This is a genomic window from Microcystis sp. M179S2, assembly GCF_020245805.1.
In the GTDB taxonomy this organism is placed as follows: domain Bacteria; phylum Cyanobacteriota; class Cyanobacteriia; order Cyanobacteriales; family Microcystaceae; genus Microcystis; species Microcystis aeruginosa.
In genome coordinates this window covers 1-14,716 of sequence record NZ_JADBUE010000190.1, presented here as the reverse complement: position 1 = coordinate 14,716, position 14,716 = coordinate 1, and the positions used below count along the sequence as shown (strand labels likewise).

Genomic DNA, 14,716 nt, shown 5'->3' with positions numbered 1-14,716 from the left:
CCTGGTTCTTCCTGTTGCCATTGTTTAACAGGTGGTTGTAATTCTTTGGGTAAGCGGATATTTATTGTATTATACCAAGCTCTTAAAATCGCTAATTCTGCTGCACTGGGATCATGATTAAATGCACTTCCTACTTCCACTGACACCATGACTGCTGCATAATTTCCTGTATTAGTAAGTTGTTGTGCTAGAGCTAACATTGCGGTGGTTTTCCCTGTTTGTCGTGGTGCGTGAAGGACAAAATAACTACGTTGTTGAATTAGCTCCTCTAAATCTGGTAATCGTACTGTGGGAGAGAGCATATAGTGGATATCGTCTTTACAGGGACCGGCAATATTAAACCAGCGAGTCATAGAATTTTGGTAATGAGTGAACAATTTAAGTTTACACTATCTATAATTATGTTGGTATCAAGCAAGATTTTCACAGGTTATGTTTCTCCTTTAAATATTCCCATTTAGCTTGATCTGGATCAAAATCAGGAGGTGCAGGTTGGGTTTTCTCAAACCAGTTTTGCAAAACCTTGATTTTAGTTGGTCTTTTTGGTGTTTCTGGTGCTGGTTCAGTGGTTGGGGTTGTGGTATGATCAAGGGTGTCTGTGGCTGCCCAAACTACAATTTCCACGTTTCTGGGGGGTAAATTCAGGGGTTCGGTAATCAGCAACTTACCAGATTGATCAATTTTTCCTTTGAGTTTGTATGCTTGCATGATGTTTTTTTAGGACTTAAGCAAGACGTGGCTGAACGCCTTATTCTTGCGTAGGGGTAATTCATGAATTACCCCTACTTTCGGTCTTTTTTGCGTAAGTCCTGTTTTTATGATAATCTATTTTTAGATGATATCATATTGAGCAAAATTCCCTCTCTAAATTTGGGTTGAAATTATGATAACTACACTCATCGAACGAGAAGCAGAACCAATTTTAATTAGTGACTTAACCTGGAGAGAATTTAAAGCTGTTGAACAGCTAATTGAGCGCCCAGGGTTAAGGTTATCTTTTTTAGATGGAGTTTTGGAGATTAGAAAAATGCCAGGGAAAAAACAGGAAACTATCAAAAAACGTATTGCTTCTTTAGTAGAAATTTATTTAGAATTTTTGGAATTAGATTTTACTCCTACTGGTTCTGTCACCCTAGAAAATGAATTTGAAAAGGTTAAAAAAGAAGGTGATGAATCTTATGAATTGGGAGCAAATAGAAAACATCCTGATTTAGTGATTGAGGTGGTTGTTAGTAGTGGAGGAATTAATAAACTGGAAGCATACAAACGGTTACAAATTCCTGAAGTTTGGTTTTGGACGAATGATGAGTTATTGTTTTATAGTTTAGGAAATGAGGGATATGAAGCTGTTAGTAAATCGCAACTTTTACCGAGTTTAGATGTAGGTTTATTGATGCGTTGTATTAATACAGAAAATCATGCTCAAGCACTGCGGGAATTTAGAGCAGGGATAAAAATTATTGAACCAACTTAACGGAGGCAGGAGGCAGAGGGCAGCAGGCCGTTTTTGTAACGGGGATTTATGCCCCGCTACAAAAATTTTCGCCTTAAAAGACGAGGTTTTAGACCCGATTTTTTCGATAATTGGGGTCAACTAGAATTTTGGCTAATTGTTGGCGATTATCCCACTGCCTACTTCTTCGACAACTTTGTAGATTTTGTGGCCTCTAGCAACAGCATAATCTTTTAATCGGTCAGCTTGTCTATCTAGATTGTCTTTATTTTCGGCGCTGGAAACTCTTGCATAAATGCCAGCTATCAAGTCGGGTTTTGAATGGTTGTCATCCGTTATGATAATTGTACCAGAAGGCAATTGATAGCCTGTTAAATTCCCTTGTTTCCACCACCTCCAAGCCGTTCGATAACTTATTGCTGCTTTTTTTGCATAGTCTGATAGTTTCCTGTCCACATATTGCCATGCTTGACTATATCTGATTATATTTCTCTTGAAACTTTAAAATACCCTCCGCTCAAAGACAGGGACAACCTTTGATCCTAGCCCATCGATAGAAAAACTACTATTAGGGCCACTGGTAGCAACAAGGTGAACGGTGACAGAACTTAACGGCCTATGATTAAAGAAACGAGGAATCAGAACCCTAAATAAATCCTCGCTCCGCCATTGCCTTGATTCTCCCTGATAATTATGGGACTTTTTGCCCGTCACCAAAACCTCCGTCAGTGGTTTAAATCCCAACACTTCGGACGTAGCGCAACCGATAGTCGTTATGCTTTACTGGTCGCCTGTTTAATCGGAATTCTCTCCGCCCTTGCCGCTATTATCCTGAAATTGGGTATCGGTTGGTTAGGTGGTTGGCGGGTGCATCTAGTAGCCAATTCCTCTCCTTTCCTAGTTTTGCCCCTCGGCGGTTTTCTGCTCGGTTACAGTGCCGGTTGGATTGTCGAACACTTCTCCCCCGCGGCCGCCGGGGGTGGTATTCCCCAAGTAAAAGCGGCCTTAGCTAAATATCCTTTGCCCCTGTCTTGGCGGGTCGCCCTAGTAAAAATGATCGGGGCGATCCTGATCCTTGGCGGTGGTTTAACCCTTGGTCGTCGCGCCCCCACGGTACACATCGGGGCAGCCCTAGCGGCCCAGTTAAGCGTCTGGCTGCCCACCAGTCCTGATCACCGTCGTCAGATGATCGCAGCCGGGGCAGCCGCGGGGTTAGCGGCCGGTTTTACTACTCCCATCGCCGGCGTCCTCTTTGTGATCGAGGAATTAATGCGCGATGTCTCCAGTATGACCCTAGAAACGGCGATCGTGGCTTCCTTTACCGGGGCCGTGGTTTCGATGATGCTGCAGAATACCCCCTCGATTATCACTGAATATGCCAATATTAGCTTCTCTGCCCAAGAAATACCCATTTATTGCCTTTTGGGGGCTTTAGCGGGCTTATTGGGGGCTTTATTCAATCAAGGCATCCTTTTTTGTAGTCAGATGCAGCGGCGTTGGCGGTTATCTTTAGCTTGGCGCATCGGTCTGGTCAGTTGCTTATCGGGAACGGTAGTGGCTTTTTTACCCGACTTTTTTCGAGATAATACGGGTTTACGCGAATTTTTGCTGGCAGGGGAATTAAGTTGGCAGAATACCGCCCTCGCTTTTGTGGTCTATTTTTTCCTGACGATGATCTCCTATAGTTCCGGCGCCCCGGGAGGACTGCTCGCCCCCGCTTTGGTGTTGGGATCCTGTTTGGGGTTTCTGGTGGGGGGAATCGAGACGAAAATGATGGGTTTCGGCAGCGAACCTAGTTATACTTTAGCCGGTATGGGGGCTTTTTTTACGGGAGTAGTCAGGGTTCCAGTAACGGCGATCGTGATTGTCTTTGAACTGCATCGCAATTTTAATGTTGTGCTGCCCCTGATGTTGACCTGTGCCGTTTCTTATATCACTGCCGAAAGCATTCACCCCGGTTCCCTCTATCAGCATTTACTTTCCGCTAGTGGTATTATTCTCAACGAGGAAACCCCTGCTAATGATGTGCTGGCCCATCTGTCGGCTATGGATGTGATGCAATCGCAGGTGGAAATTCTGGCGGCAGATTTACCCCTGGGGGAAGTGGTGAAAATTATGTCCCGTTCCCATCATCGCGGTTTTCCCGTGGTGGAACAGGGGCGACTATTGGGGATTTTTACCCAAAGTGATCTGGATAAATGGCGATCAAAAAACAGTCAAACCGTCCTACGGGAGATCATGACTCCCAATCCGATTACCGTGGCCCCCCAGGCAGCTTTAAGCGATGTTTTATTTCTCTTAAATCGCTATCAGCTTTCCCGTTTACCTGTTACCGACGGTCAAAAACTGGTGGGGATCATTACCCGCACCGATATTATTCGGGTGGAAGCCGATCAATTGGGGGGAGTTTGTCAACTGCCCCAACCCAGTACCCCTTCCTATGTGGTTTATCAAACTCGTTCCCCGGCCGTGGGAATAGGCCGGATTTTGTTACCCATTGCCAATCCCGACACCGCTACCGCTTTGTTTAAAATTGCTGCTGCGATCGCCCGTGAACGCAATTATGAGATAGATTGTCTCTATGTGATTACTGTGCCTCGTCTTAGTTCTCCGGCGGAAGTCAGGGTAGATACGCGGGAAGGACGCAAATTACTTCATCGTCTGGAAAGATTAGCCCGACGGCAGAATATCTCTGTTCATACACAAATTTCCGTGGCTCAGGATATCGCCGACGGGATTTTAGCCACGATTCGCGAACGACACAGCAATTTATTAATTATGGGTTGGACGGGGGAAAAATCGACTACTGGGGCGATTTTCGGGTTTTTAGTCGATACTTTGATTGCTGAAGCTCCCTGTGAAACCATCTTGGTAAAATTGGGGACAAAGGATTGTTTTCCCAATGATCTTAATCGGGAAAGGATTTGGCTGATTCCCACCGCCGGCGGTCCCAATGCTCAACGAGCTTTAGCATTATTGCCTAGTTTGCTGTCTTTGTCCGAGTCTTCGGATCATCCCAAACTTTGGTTATGTAAAATTTATTCTCCGACGGAGTTACTGCCAGATCTGTCCACTTTGGAAGTTTTACAAGCATCTTTACAAAAAGCGATCGCACAGATGATCGTGCCTTTACCGATTCCTTCGGCCTCTCCGGCCGAGGCAATAATTAATCTGGTAGAATCGGAAGACTGTTCCTTGGTGCTTTTGGGTGCGTCCAGGGAAAGTTTGCTCAATCAGTTCTTAAATGGCAATATCCCCTCGACGATTGCCCGTGCCGTTAATTGCACTGTGATTCTCGTGCGAGGGGAATTATCAGATTAGTTTATTAGCTAGGCGGAAGCTAAACTTAAACCGAAGGGTACGGTATTGTCAATTTTCGCCCCTTGACTTTCCTCTAGGGAATGGGGGTAGAATATTTCCCCCTCTAGTTGACCATCGGAGTCATCGTCATCCCCATCGCTGATATAAAGGCGTTCACAGGGGATATTATCGGAAAGGATGGCACTGGCCATCATCCCCGTATGAATCTCTAAGAAAGCATCGGCTAGGGTCTCAAATACTAAACGCTGCCCCGGGAAAACCACCCTTTCAAAATACCAGTTAGCAATATTGGTGATGCGAACAATTTGAATATGACTGGTCGCATTGACATAACAACAAAGAATACTATTTTTCTTGCCGTTGGGGAGGGGATCGAGAATCTGTGCCATAGCAATTGGGGTGATCTTAAAGTGGGTTTGTCATCGCTCCTTCACCCTAACATCCTTTGATCCCCGATAGTTGTAAAGATGATTACATTACTCTGATAAAAATCTACCGATCGCTTTTTCTGGTGATAGAAGGCGGTTTTTATTAAAAAATCATTAAATTTAACTAATGCCTAGTTTTGGCTATTTGTCAAGGGGGGAACTACGTTTTTTTGCTGTTTTTCTTGATTTTTTGCTAGGCTATTTATCACTCAATTTTGTTGACGGTTTCAGGATTATCGAAACCGAGGTAATTTTTGTCAAGTTAGATACCTCTTGCTCTTGATCTTATCGATCTGGTTGACTAAAAAGGGGCGGCCTGTGCTGGGACTGATAAGTTTTACAGTGCTGGGGATAATAATCCCTCGATTGTTCGGGGTTTCTAGCCAAATTTCCCCTGAGAATCCCCGTCTTTTGCAAGCGGGGAAATGTCAACTCATCCATACTTGGGACTCTATCAATCGATTTTCCCGGCCGAAGCAGTATTAACTATAAACTTTCTAAAACCTCTTGAGCGGCGGCCAAAGTCCGTTCGATATCGGCCTCTGTGTGAGCTAAAGAAGTAAAACCAGCTTCAAACTGGGAAGGAGCTAGATAAACGCCTCTTTCCAACATTCCCCGGTGAAAACGACCGAATTTAGCCACATCGGCCTTTTTGGCCTCTTCATAGTTATGCACGGGGGTGCCAGTGAAAAACATCCCGAACATGGCACTGATATGACCTCCAAAAACTCTATGACCAGCATCTCTGGCCACTTTCAGCAGCCCTTCAGTTAAGGATTTGGTCACTTTATCGAGATATTGGTAGGTGCCGGGGCGCTGGAGTAACTCTAGGGTTTTAATTCCCGCCGTCATGGCCAGGGGGTTGCCGGATAAGGTTCCCGCTTGGTACATCGGGCCGGCCGGAGCCACCATCGCCATAATATCGGCCCGACCGCCGTAGGCCCCCACTGGCAGCCCACCGCCGATAACTTTGCCGAGGGTGGTTAAATCGGGGGTGATGCCGAATTTTTCCTGAGCGCCACCGTAGGCGATGCGGAATCCGGTCATTACCTCATCAAACATTAATAGGGACCCGTATTCCTTGGTTAATTCCCGCAATCCTTCTAAAAAGCCAGCATCCGGCACGATAAAGCCGGCATTACCCACCACTGGCTCTAAAATCACCCCGGCAATCGAGTCGGGATTTTCGACAAAGAGGGCTTTTACCGCTTCCAGGTCATTGTAGGGGGCGGTTAAAGTGTTGTTAGTGGTGGTTTTGGGAACCCCCGGCGAGTCGGGTAGGCCCAGGGTGGCTACACCAGAGCCGGCTTTAACGAGGAACATATCGGCGTGACCGTGATAACAGCCCTCGAATTTGATGATTTTATCCCGGCCGGTAAAAGCCCGCATTAAGCGCAGGACGGACATACAGGCTTCGGTGCCGGAATTGACAAAACGCACCATTTCAATGCTGGGAACGGCATCAATCACCATTTCAGCGAGAATATTTTCCTGGACACAGGGAGCCCCGAAACTGGTCCCTTTATCTAGGGCATCGTGTAGGGCGGCAATCACTTCGGGATGGGCATGACCACAGATAGCCGGCCCCCAAGTTCCCACATAGTCTATGTATTCGTTACCGTCCACGTCGCGAATATAGGCCCCTTTGACGCTTTCAAAAACGATGGGTTGACCACCGACGGATTTAAAGGCCCGCACGGGGGAACTTACACCCCCCGGCATTAATTTTTGAGCGGCTGTAAAGATTTCTTTCGATTTTGTTGTTTGATACGAAGATGTGCTAACCAATCCTGTCTCCTTGTCTATTTGAGTCTATCGGTTTCGGGGAATGCCAGGAGCTTTGTTTTGTTAACTTCCTGCTGCTTGTTCCATTTTAAAGATCACTGGCCTACATTTGACGCAATTTTTCCCTAGGAAGAGCGCTGGTCGGCTCAAGTCTCGCTCTTCTTGACTTATAGCTTGATGGTTAACAGCTTATAGAATTGGCTGAGAAAGGGCAAAAATTTCACTTTTGACAATTTTTCCACAATCTTTTCAGAATTGCAGTAAAAACCTAGCAATGGGCGAAGTTATTGCTATTGATAGATTTTAGCCCAGAAAGAGCGATCAAAAAAAGCTCCGGTTTTCCACAGATTTTCCACAGGGGAATTCTTGCTATTATTTCTTAGCGTACAAAAAAACTATTCCTGCTATGAAATTTACCAGTAGTCAAAGCGAACTCAACAGCAATTTATCCCTAGTTAGTCGGGCCGTTGCCAGTCGTCCTACCCATCCGGTTTTGGGCAATGTTCTCTTTTGTGCCGATGAGGAAAAGGGCGAAATTAGCCTGACTGCTTTTGATTTGAGTTTAGGGATTCGCACCAGTTTTCGGGCCGAGGTGGTGGAAGGGGGCAAAATTACCCTGCCGGCAAAATTGCTTAACGATATTGTCTCTCGTTTGGGAGAGGGGGAAATCACTATCTCTGTGGAAGAAAACGAGAATGATGAGGAGCATAGTCTCGCTTTCCTGAAAACTGCCTCGGCACAGTTCCAAATTCGCGGCATGAAGGCCGATGAGTTCCCAGAATTGCCCACGGTGGCCGATGGGGAAATTGTTAATTTACCTATAGTTGCCTTGACAGAGGGACTAAAAGGTGCATTGTTTGCCGCTAGTGGCGATGAAACTAAACAGGTGTTGACGGGGGTACATTTAACTAAAACCGTCGATTGTCTAGAATTTGCCGCTACAGACGGTCATCGTTTAGCGGTGGTACAAACTCCCCTAGAGGAGGTAGAAAGTGCCTCTGGTGGCTTTAATGTCACCATTCCGGCCCGGGCCCTGCGAGAATTGGAAAGAATGATGGCAACAAAACAAAATATCGAGACTATTACTCTGCATGTGGATGATTCTCAAGTCATCTTTGAAATGGGGGAACAGAGGTTAACCAGTCGTAAGTTAGAAGGGGCCTATCCCACTTATAATCAGTTAATTCCTAAATCCTTCGAGCGTTCTTTGGTTTTAGACCGCAAACAGTTAATCCGTTGTTTGGAATTAGTGGCGGTTTTATCTGACCAAAAGAATAATTTAGTCAAGTTTAGTCTCGATAGCGAAAATGACCGTTTATCCCTAGCGGTGGAGTCTCCCGATTTAGGTAGCGCCAAAGAGTCCATGGCGGCGGAAATTCAGGGAGAAAGCGGCGATATTGCCTTTAATGTTAAATATTTGATGGACGGTTTGAAGGCTTTACCCAATAATGATATCCAAATGAAGTTAAATGCTAGTACCCAACCGGTTATTTTTACCCCCTTGGGAGGTTTAAAGATGACCTATTTGGTGATGCCGGTACAAATTCGTCAGTAATTCTGACTTAATCGAGACCGTGGGATGTGTTTTTAACCTATCCCATTTTTGATCCTGTTAACTCAATCCTATTTTCTCGCCAAAGGATTGGGTTTATTTTCTCTATTTTGGCGATATACTGTTGATCATTGAACAACTTCACGGATTGAATTGATATGTTATTATCTACTCCTGAAACAATTCAGCATATTCTTTGGCAAGGGCCACTAGAATTGGACAACGAACAAATTGCGGAAGAAAGATTTGGATTTATGTCACCTCCCTCACGGCCCAGCTATGCACCAACTGTTAGCATCGGACAACCAGAAGTTTGGCCATTAGCTGAACTTTATTCTGGTGTAATTCCCTCTTGGTTAGAGGTAAAACAGAATGAGGCACAGTTTTTTTTAGTCCGTTTTGCCTGTTCTCTTCGTAATAGTGGAGAAGATAGATTTCAAATTACTCAAGCTAAATTTTCTGTTGATTTACTGCCCGATAATCAACAAAACCGGGCTATTGCTTTTGATCTATATCCGTTAGAAATCAATCAGGAAATCAAGCGTAACTGTAAAGTTAGTCTGTCCCCCAATATCAAGTTTAAGGAAGCTCAGGCAAGTTTAGGAGGAACAGATTTTGCCCTAGAATACCCCGAATTACAACCAACAATTATAGCCACAGGAGTTGGGGAATATAAGGCTGATTGGGAATATCGAAAAGCACAGGGAAAAGGAGTTCAAGGAAGTAAATTTATGCACATGATTGTCAAAGTCCCTAATAATATGCAATTGGTGAGGACTAAGTTAAATTTAACTGCCCGCTTGGAACAAAATGGTAATTCCTTAGTTAAATGGCTTTTTAAAACTGACATTAAAAAAGTGCGAAGCGATTGCTTAATAGTCAATTTAGTTAGCTAATATTTACTTAATTACCACATCAATAAATGCTTGAGAAATAGCATCTAATTGAACCTCTATATGAGGAGAGGGTGCTAGTAATCGCTGTGCTTGTTGTTCAAATACTCTACGACTATCGAGGAAGTTATCCAACGAGAGAATATTTTCTAGAACAGCACCGAATAGCTTAAGAGCAAATTCGCCATTAAAAAGAGGCTCTCCATCGATGAAAGTGTTATGAATTGTCATCAATCGATAAAAAGCATGACTATGAATCAAGGAAAGTTCATGATAATTCTCGGCCGTATTCCAATCAATTTGTCCATAGACAGACCCTGCATCTGTAAACCTTAAAGAAAGTAATGTATCTAATCGTCTCAGGGATCCAGTTCCTTCTTGAAAGTTTTCTCCCACATCCCACAGCCAATTATGAGGATTATTCCAATAAAAACCATAATCCCTATGATAGTTACGCACTAAAACCGCAAATATATCACAAAAAGATTCTTCAAGTGCATTTTTTTGTGGACACTTATTATTTGGCTTTTGATCACTTGAAAATTTATTAATTTGCTGAATTAAACCATGACAAAATTCATGAGCTACTACTGTGATATCGGTTCCATAGGAACGGTTTATACCATTAATTTCTCTTTGTGCAAATAAGGCTCGTTTTGTGTACCATGCGGCAGGCTGATAGTAACCATTTATTGTGGCAACATTAATGATAGCTTTATATTGATCTAGTGGTCTGCTGAAGTTACCGTTGATAAACTGGGCAACGGTTTCGACATTATCGCGAGCTTGTTGGCAAAAATCGTGACAAGGATCATCGACTAATAGGTGGTCAGCAAGAGTGATATTAGAGGAATAATTCTCATATCTCAAATTATAAGTTTGTGGAAGCCCGAAGTTACCATTATATGGTGCGCCATGGCATTCTGTGCAGACCATAAGTTTTTGCCCCCGATAAATTCATAAGTTCCAGTCAGTGGTTAAGTAATTAATCTTGTTAGAAAGTCGCCCAATGTGTCAAGATGGCAAAATTGCCAGAATTTAGGCAAAGCAAAGCCACAGAAAATGGATAAAATACCCATGTAAGTAGCTGATTATAATTAAATTGAAGATGGATTTTGGGTTCGATTCCCCCTTAATCTCCCCTTAATAAGGGTGGTGTCGATCCCCCCTTAATCCCCCCTTGATAAGGGTGGTGTCTGAAAGTTTTTAACACCTACCTACTTATTTCCTGTTAAAAAGTGAGTTATATTTAAATAATGCAAAAAAAGCTCACCAAAACCAGCCCAATAGTTAGGGATATTTGGGTAAATATCTCCAAACGATAGACAGTTTGGCAGTAGGTTATGGACAGAACCCTTTTAGCAGAAGGTTCTCAAATTTGAGAGTTCGAGCATTATCTCCCCTGTGTGGGCATCTATCACATAATCAGTTAATTCCAGTGATGTTCCAACAGATTTTTCGCCACCGGTTGGAGCCATAACTTTAATGTTCGTAACATAAACAAGTCTCCATTCACCTAGCTTGTGACTGGAGCCATTAGAAAAGTGTTTGAAATAATAGTAAAGCTCGGGATTAATATCACAATCCTTTAGGGCTTCTGGGGAAATAGGCTCACCCTTCTTAAGACAATATTCGTAGATCGAATCTTTTATATCTTCTTCAGTAACTTTCGGATTTTTGTCAGGAAATCCTTTTTTTACAGCTTCATCTTGAGCAACTTCAGACGAGTTTGCAAACAAAAATTTATTGTCTTCGTCTAAATCAACAATGATCGAGGAGCCGTATAAAGGGATGTCTTGGTGTCGGAGGCGATATTTGAATTTGAATGCTTGAGTAAATTTCGATTGATACTTATCTACACGTTCAAATTCAACCAGCAAACCCGTGGACAATCGGACTTGCTTAGTGTACCTCGGCTCGAGTTTGGGCTGAAGGCTTTTGGGCTGAGAGCCAATGAAGAGGCAAAACTCCTCTTCCGCGCCACCGGGCGAATCCGAGCCGGACAACTTAATGGCTATATCTTCTAATTCAGTTGTTTTTTTCTTTTCTAACTGTTTTGGCATTGTGTTACAAAAACGAGATAAAATAACCTTGTATGTACATTTACATTAGAAAAAATTGATCGAATATGTAAAGTCTGTACAGGATATTTTTTGAGTGTGTACATACAGTGACAGCGTTAAAATTTTTTCGTATTTTATTGTACAAAATGTACATACAAAAACCGCCCTCACCAGTTGAGTGATCGATACCCTATCGGTTTCTTCGGTCATCAGCAACCTCTTTCCTGCAATCATCTACAGGGTTGCACTACAAAGGCTAACAAACCAATTACCGATAATTTTCACAAGGTTTACAAAAATTAATGCAGATTTTTTATGCACATCCCCCAGATTAGCCTGTATTATATGAACATAACTATTGATCAAAACGGGCATCTAGGGCTGAATCATCAGAGTAACATCTAAACCTATGAGCGATCTGGACACAGAAAATCAAAGACAAAGCGATGAAGACCGACAAAGAGATGCTGCGGTGTATTTGCATCTCCTCAACAATTTGACCGATTTGGACATTAGTGAGGATAATCCCAAACCGAATGAGTACAAAATAGCCAAACAATGGCGACAAAATCGCATTTTTGTCCGGCGAGTGCTGCGTTCGGTGATGGGAGAGCGTTACCAAGAAAAGGAACGCGAGGAGCGGGTACCCAGTTTAAGCTTGGGGAAATTAGTTACTATTCTTAGCTCACTGGAGGCTTATTGGCAAGGAGAGTCAGCCAAAAATAAGGATAGCTTAGCCCAAAAAATGATCACTAAGTTTACCCAACAAGAAAAAGAACGAGTTCTCAAAAAATATGCACAGTTATCTCTGGATGAAAGGGATAAATTGAAATTACTTGTTCATCCCGAAGCTGGTTTACTTGAGCAGTTAAAAGAGATCATTACCGATGAAATACAGCAGGATTCCCTAGACGTTGTTAGCTTTTATAAACAGGCCATTAATCTATACAGTTCCCAAAAACAACAACACAGTTACCTAAAATCTCTTGATCGAAATGATAATCAAAATCTAGATGAATCTTTAAAGCTAGTTAATCAGATTATAGAGTATATTCAACCCCGATTAAAAAAATATTATCAGCATTTATCAACAGACTCGGAGCAGGAAATTATCAAGGATTTGGTTGATAAGATTTTAAGAGAAGTGAGCCGGACAGAATTTCAAGCTGGACTCAGACAAATTAAAACTGTTGTCGGGCAATGTCCAGATTTTGTTCAGAATAATTTAACTAGCGATTCCATATCCAATCTCTTTTTGGAAAGCCTGAGCAATTCAATTATCAAAAATAATTTATTAGGGGACAAATTTCCCGTTTATATCGACTATTTAGAAATTGAGAAAGTCAAACCTCTGCCCCTAAAATTATACCGAGGCAAAACAGGTTTAATCAATACCGATTTTCTCGATGATCCTGAAGACGAAAATGAGTATTATGCTCAAGGATTAGAAAAACAGATAGCTTATAGGGTGCGAGTGTATTTTTATGTCTATCCCCCAGAGAACTGGAAACCAAAACCAACCTTAGAAGAAAAAGAAATCAGCCAATTTTTCAAGCAAGAAGAATCAAGCAGTCGATTAGAATTTTGTGAAGAAGTGGTAGGTGTGGGCAGTCCTATCGCTCATATCACCACCGCAATTAATCGATTTTTGTTTGAGGGGATAGATATTTTGAAAAAGCAAGGCTATCTGCCTGTCACCCAAAAAATAGTCAGTGAAGATAAAGTGATTGGCAATACAAGAAATAGTGCTGTTTGGTCTTATTCTCTGGTTAAGTTATGCAAACAGGAAGATGTGGAAAAATCTCTAGAAGGTGAAATTAATTATAATCAAATTGTCGCCGATCAAGAATTAGCAACAGGAGAATTTTATGGATTCGATCTTCTAGAATCTGCCGCTAAGTCTGCCCTTCACGCTCGACTGAGAGCCATTGAAAAAACGGCAATTGATTCTCAGCAATATCTACAACAACTTTGTCAGAGAATTGAGGAAAAATATATACTAGAAAAAGCAGAAAAATGGATAAAATTTTACCCTTTCTCTCTCAGGGCTATGCAAGATTATTTAGAAAAAAAGCTGTTTAAGGATAAATATCGCAATTGGGATGAGAGAAATTTCAAGGAAGTTAATAATAATCAAGCTTGGAGTAGGGTGGCCTATGAAGCACATTTGGCAATTATTCAGGTATATCTTCAAGAGGGTCTCTATCGTATTGCCCAAAAATATCTTGAGGTTATTAAACCCCATATCGAAAAGGGACGACTAGACGATAAACTATTAGTTAGTCTCTACCATATCTGTCTATTTGATTATCATTTTTATACAGACCTTGAAGATGAGGAACGTGACCATCAAGAAAGGGGTTTTGCAATTCGTAAAGCTGAAGAATGTTTGAACACTGCTGAAGAATATTTGCAGGAATATTTGAAAGAATACGCAATCATTGGTGAATACTCTCAAACTAATGCTCATCCTTTTTTCTATTATTTATCTCGTATCTATTCTCACCGCGCCAAAATTTATATCTTTTTCCCTGGCTACATTGCCCAATTACCCAATCCAAAAACTCATTTATTAATTGAACCTCTTCGTCTCTTAGAAAAAGCTCGTATTTATGCGGCTAGAGACGGTGATGCTAATTACTATGCTTACTGGACAGTGTATCAAATTTGGTCTTATTTAATCACTGCTTATGTCGGAGACACCAAGCTATTAAAGGGACAATTTACCCGCCAAAATTGTCTAGAATGGGCCGAACGTTTAATTAAAAATGCTCTTGATTGTTATGGAGAGCGAGGCAGAAAATCTTATCAACAGATAAAAAATTATAGTGGTAAACAGACAGAGTTTGTTATATTAAATATAGTTTATGAAAAATACAATGATATTTATGTGCAAACTATTCCCCCAATTCTTGAAATCGGAAAGGGCAGCAGCCACTTAGATGAGTTTTATCAAGGAATATTTAAATCTTCTAGTCAATCTCAAGAAAAAATTATACAGCTACCCATGTCAGCATTAACTTACCTTGACTCAAATTCAGATAATAAAGTTTATTTATTTGGTATTCACGCTAGTCTTCTTTTATTTCTGAACTTCCCCCATACATATATACCATAATAGCCCAAAACCCTTATCCATCAATGGATGTACCCCCTTAACTTTTCTTAATGTACCCATGTAATTTGTAACATTTCTTAATGGACAAGAATTCTCTCTATTT

General features: G+C 42.0%; 11 protein-coding genes and 1 pseudogene. 5 read left to right on the top strand and 7 right to left on the bottom strand.

Going from position 1 to position 14,716, the window contains the following annotated elements; translation table 11 throughout:
- Positions 1–353, bottom strand: a pseudogene (locus tag IM500_RS11880) (ATP-binding protein); the annotation flags it as partial.
- A 70-nt stretch (positions 354–423) separates the two neighbouring features.
- Positions 424–708, bottom strand: coding sequence for a hypothetical protein (locus IM500_RS11875; protein WP_190723002.1), 285 nt, complete (start codon positions 706–708; stop codon positions 424–426).
- A 175-nt stretch (positions 709–883) separates the two neighbouring features.
- Here IM500_RS11875 and IM500_RS11870 point away from each other — a divergent pair, with 175 nt between their 5' ends.
- Positions 884–1,474: a Uma2 family endonuclease gene (locus tag IM500_RS11870; RefSeq protein ID WP_012266637.1), complete on the top strand. Its 591-nt coding sequence runs from the start codon at positions 884–886 to the stop codon at positions 1,472–1,474.
- A gap of 132 nt (positions 1,475–1,606) precedes the next feature.
- On the opposite strand, the gene IM500_RS11865 is transcribed toward IM500_RS11870, so the two are convergent.
- The gene (locus tag IM500_RS11865) at positions 1,607–1,909 is read right to left on the bottom strand and encodes a recombinase family protein (protein ID WP_287738495.1); all 303 of its coding nucleotides are present in this window, start codon (positions 1,907–1,909) and stop codon (positions 1,607–1,609) included.
- 237 nt (positions 1,910–2,146) lie between these two features.
- On the opposite strand from IM500_RS11865, the gene IM500_RS11860 reads away from it, so the two are divergent.
- On the top strand, positions 2,147–4,774 hold the full coding sequence (locus IM500_RS11860; RefSeq protein WP_190723003.1) for a chloride channel protein: 2,628 nt from the start codon (positions 2,147–2,149) through the stop codon (positions 4,772–4,774).
- 8 nt (positions 4,775–4,782) lie between these two features.
- On the opposite strand, the gene IM500_RS11855 is transcribed toward IM500_RS11860, so the two are convergent.
- Together IM500_RS11855 and hemL are read right to left on the bottom strand one after the other, a co-directional pair.
- Positions 4,783–5,163 (bottom strand): DUF1830 domain-containing protein, encoded by a 381-nt coding sequence (locus tag IM500_RS11855; protein WP_002761692.1) that lies wholly within the window; start codon positions 5,161–5,163, stop codon positions 4,783–4,785.
- Between the two features lie 525 nt (positions 5,164–5,688).
- Positions 5,689–6,990, bottom strand: coding sequence for a glutamate-1-semialdehyde 2,1-aminomutase (gene hemL, locus IM500_RS11850; protein WP_072923782.1), 1,302 nt, complete (start codon positions 6,988–6,990; stop codon positions 5,689–5,691).
- A 403-nt stretch (positions 6,991–7,393) separates the two neighbouring features.
- Between hemL and dnaN the strand changes: the two genes are divergently transcribed.
- Both dnaN and IM500_RS11840 read left to right on the top strand, forming a co-directional pair.
- Complete coding sequence (gene dnaN, locus IM500_RS11845) at positions 7,394–8,542, top strand: DNA polymerase III subunit beta (RefSeq protein WP_190723004.1); 1,149 nt, start codon at positions 7,394–7,396, stop codon at positions 8,540–8,542.
- Positions 8,543–8,697: 155 nt separating this feature from the next.
- Positions 8,698–9,435, top strand: coding sequence for a hypothetical protein (locus IM500_RS11840; RefSeq protein WP_287738494.1), 738 nt, complete (start codon positions 8,698–8,700; stop codon positions 9,433–9,435).
- 3 nt (positions 9,436–9,438) lie between these two features.
- On the opposite strand, the gene IM500_RS11835 is transcribed toward IM500_RS11840, so the two are convergent.
- Together IM500_RS11835 and IM500_RS11830 are read right to left on the bottom strand one after the other, a co-directional pair.
- Positions 9,439–10,368: a M4 family metallopeptidase gene (locus tag IM500_RS11835; RefSeq protein WP_287738493.1), complete on the bottom strand. Its 930-nt coding sequence runs from the start codon at positions 10,366–10,368 to the stop codon at positions 9,439–9,441.
- A 422-nt stretch (positions 10,369–10,790) separates the two neighbouring features.
- On the bottom strand, positions 10,791–11,495 hold the full coding sequence (locus IM500_RS11830) for a hypothetical protein (RefSeq protein ID WP_287738492.1): 705 nt from the start codon (positions 11,493–11,495) through the stop codon (positions 10,791–10,793).
- 409 nt (positions 11,496–11,904) lie between these two features.
- Here IM500_RS11830 and IM500_RS11825 point away from each other — a divergent pair, with 409 nt between their 5' ends.
- A complete protein-coding gene (locus IM500_RS11825) occupies positions 11,905–14,613 on the top strand; it encodes a HypX (modular protein) (RefSeq protein WP_287738491.1) in 2,709 nt (902 codons plus the stop codon).
- Positions 14,614–14,716: the final 103 nt, after the last annotated feature.

What these genes read in the sequence shown, in the direction of transcription:
- IM500_RS11875 (WP_190723002.1), bottom strand. Translation starts at nt 708, where the DNA reads ATGCAAGCATACAAACTCAAAGGAAAAATTGATCAATCTGGTAAGTTG.
- IM500_RS11870 (WP_012266637.1), top strand. Translation starts at nt 884, where the DNA reads ATGATAACTACACTCATCGAACGAGAAGCAGAACCAATTTTAATTAGT.
- IM500_RS11860 (WP_190723003.1), top strand. Translation starts at nt 2,147, where the DNA reads ATGGGACTTTTTGCCCGTCACCAAAACCTCCGTCAGTGGTTTAAATCC.
- IM500_RS11855 (WP_002761692.1), bottom strand. Translation starts at nt 5,163, where the DNA reads ATGGCACAGATTCTCGATCCCCTCCCCAACGGCAAGAAAAATAGTATT.
- dnaN (WP_190723004.1), top strand. Translation starts at nt 7,394, where the DNA reads ATGAAATTTACCAGTAGTCAAAGCGAACTCAACAGCAATTTATCCCTA.
- IM500_RS11840 (WP_287738494.1), top strand. Translation starts at nt 8,698, where the DNA reads ATGTTATTATCTACTCCTGAAACAATTCAGCATATTCTTTGGCAAGGG.
- IM500_RS11835 (WP_287738493.1), bottom strand. Translation starts at nt 10,368, where the DNA reads ATGGTCTGCACAGAATGCCATGGCGCACCATATAATGGTAACTTCGGG.
- IM500_RS11830 (WP_287738492.1), bottom strand. Translation starts at nt 11,495, where the DNA reads ATGCCAAAACAGTTAGAAAAGAAAAAAACAACTGAATTAGAAGATATA.
- IM500_RS11825 (WP_287738491.1), top strand. Translation starts at nt 11,905, where the DNA reads ATGAGCGATCTGGACACAGAAAATCAAAGACAAAGCGATGAAGACCGA.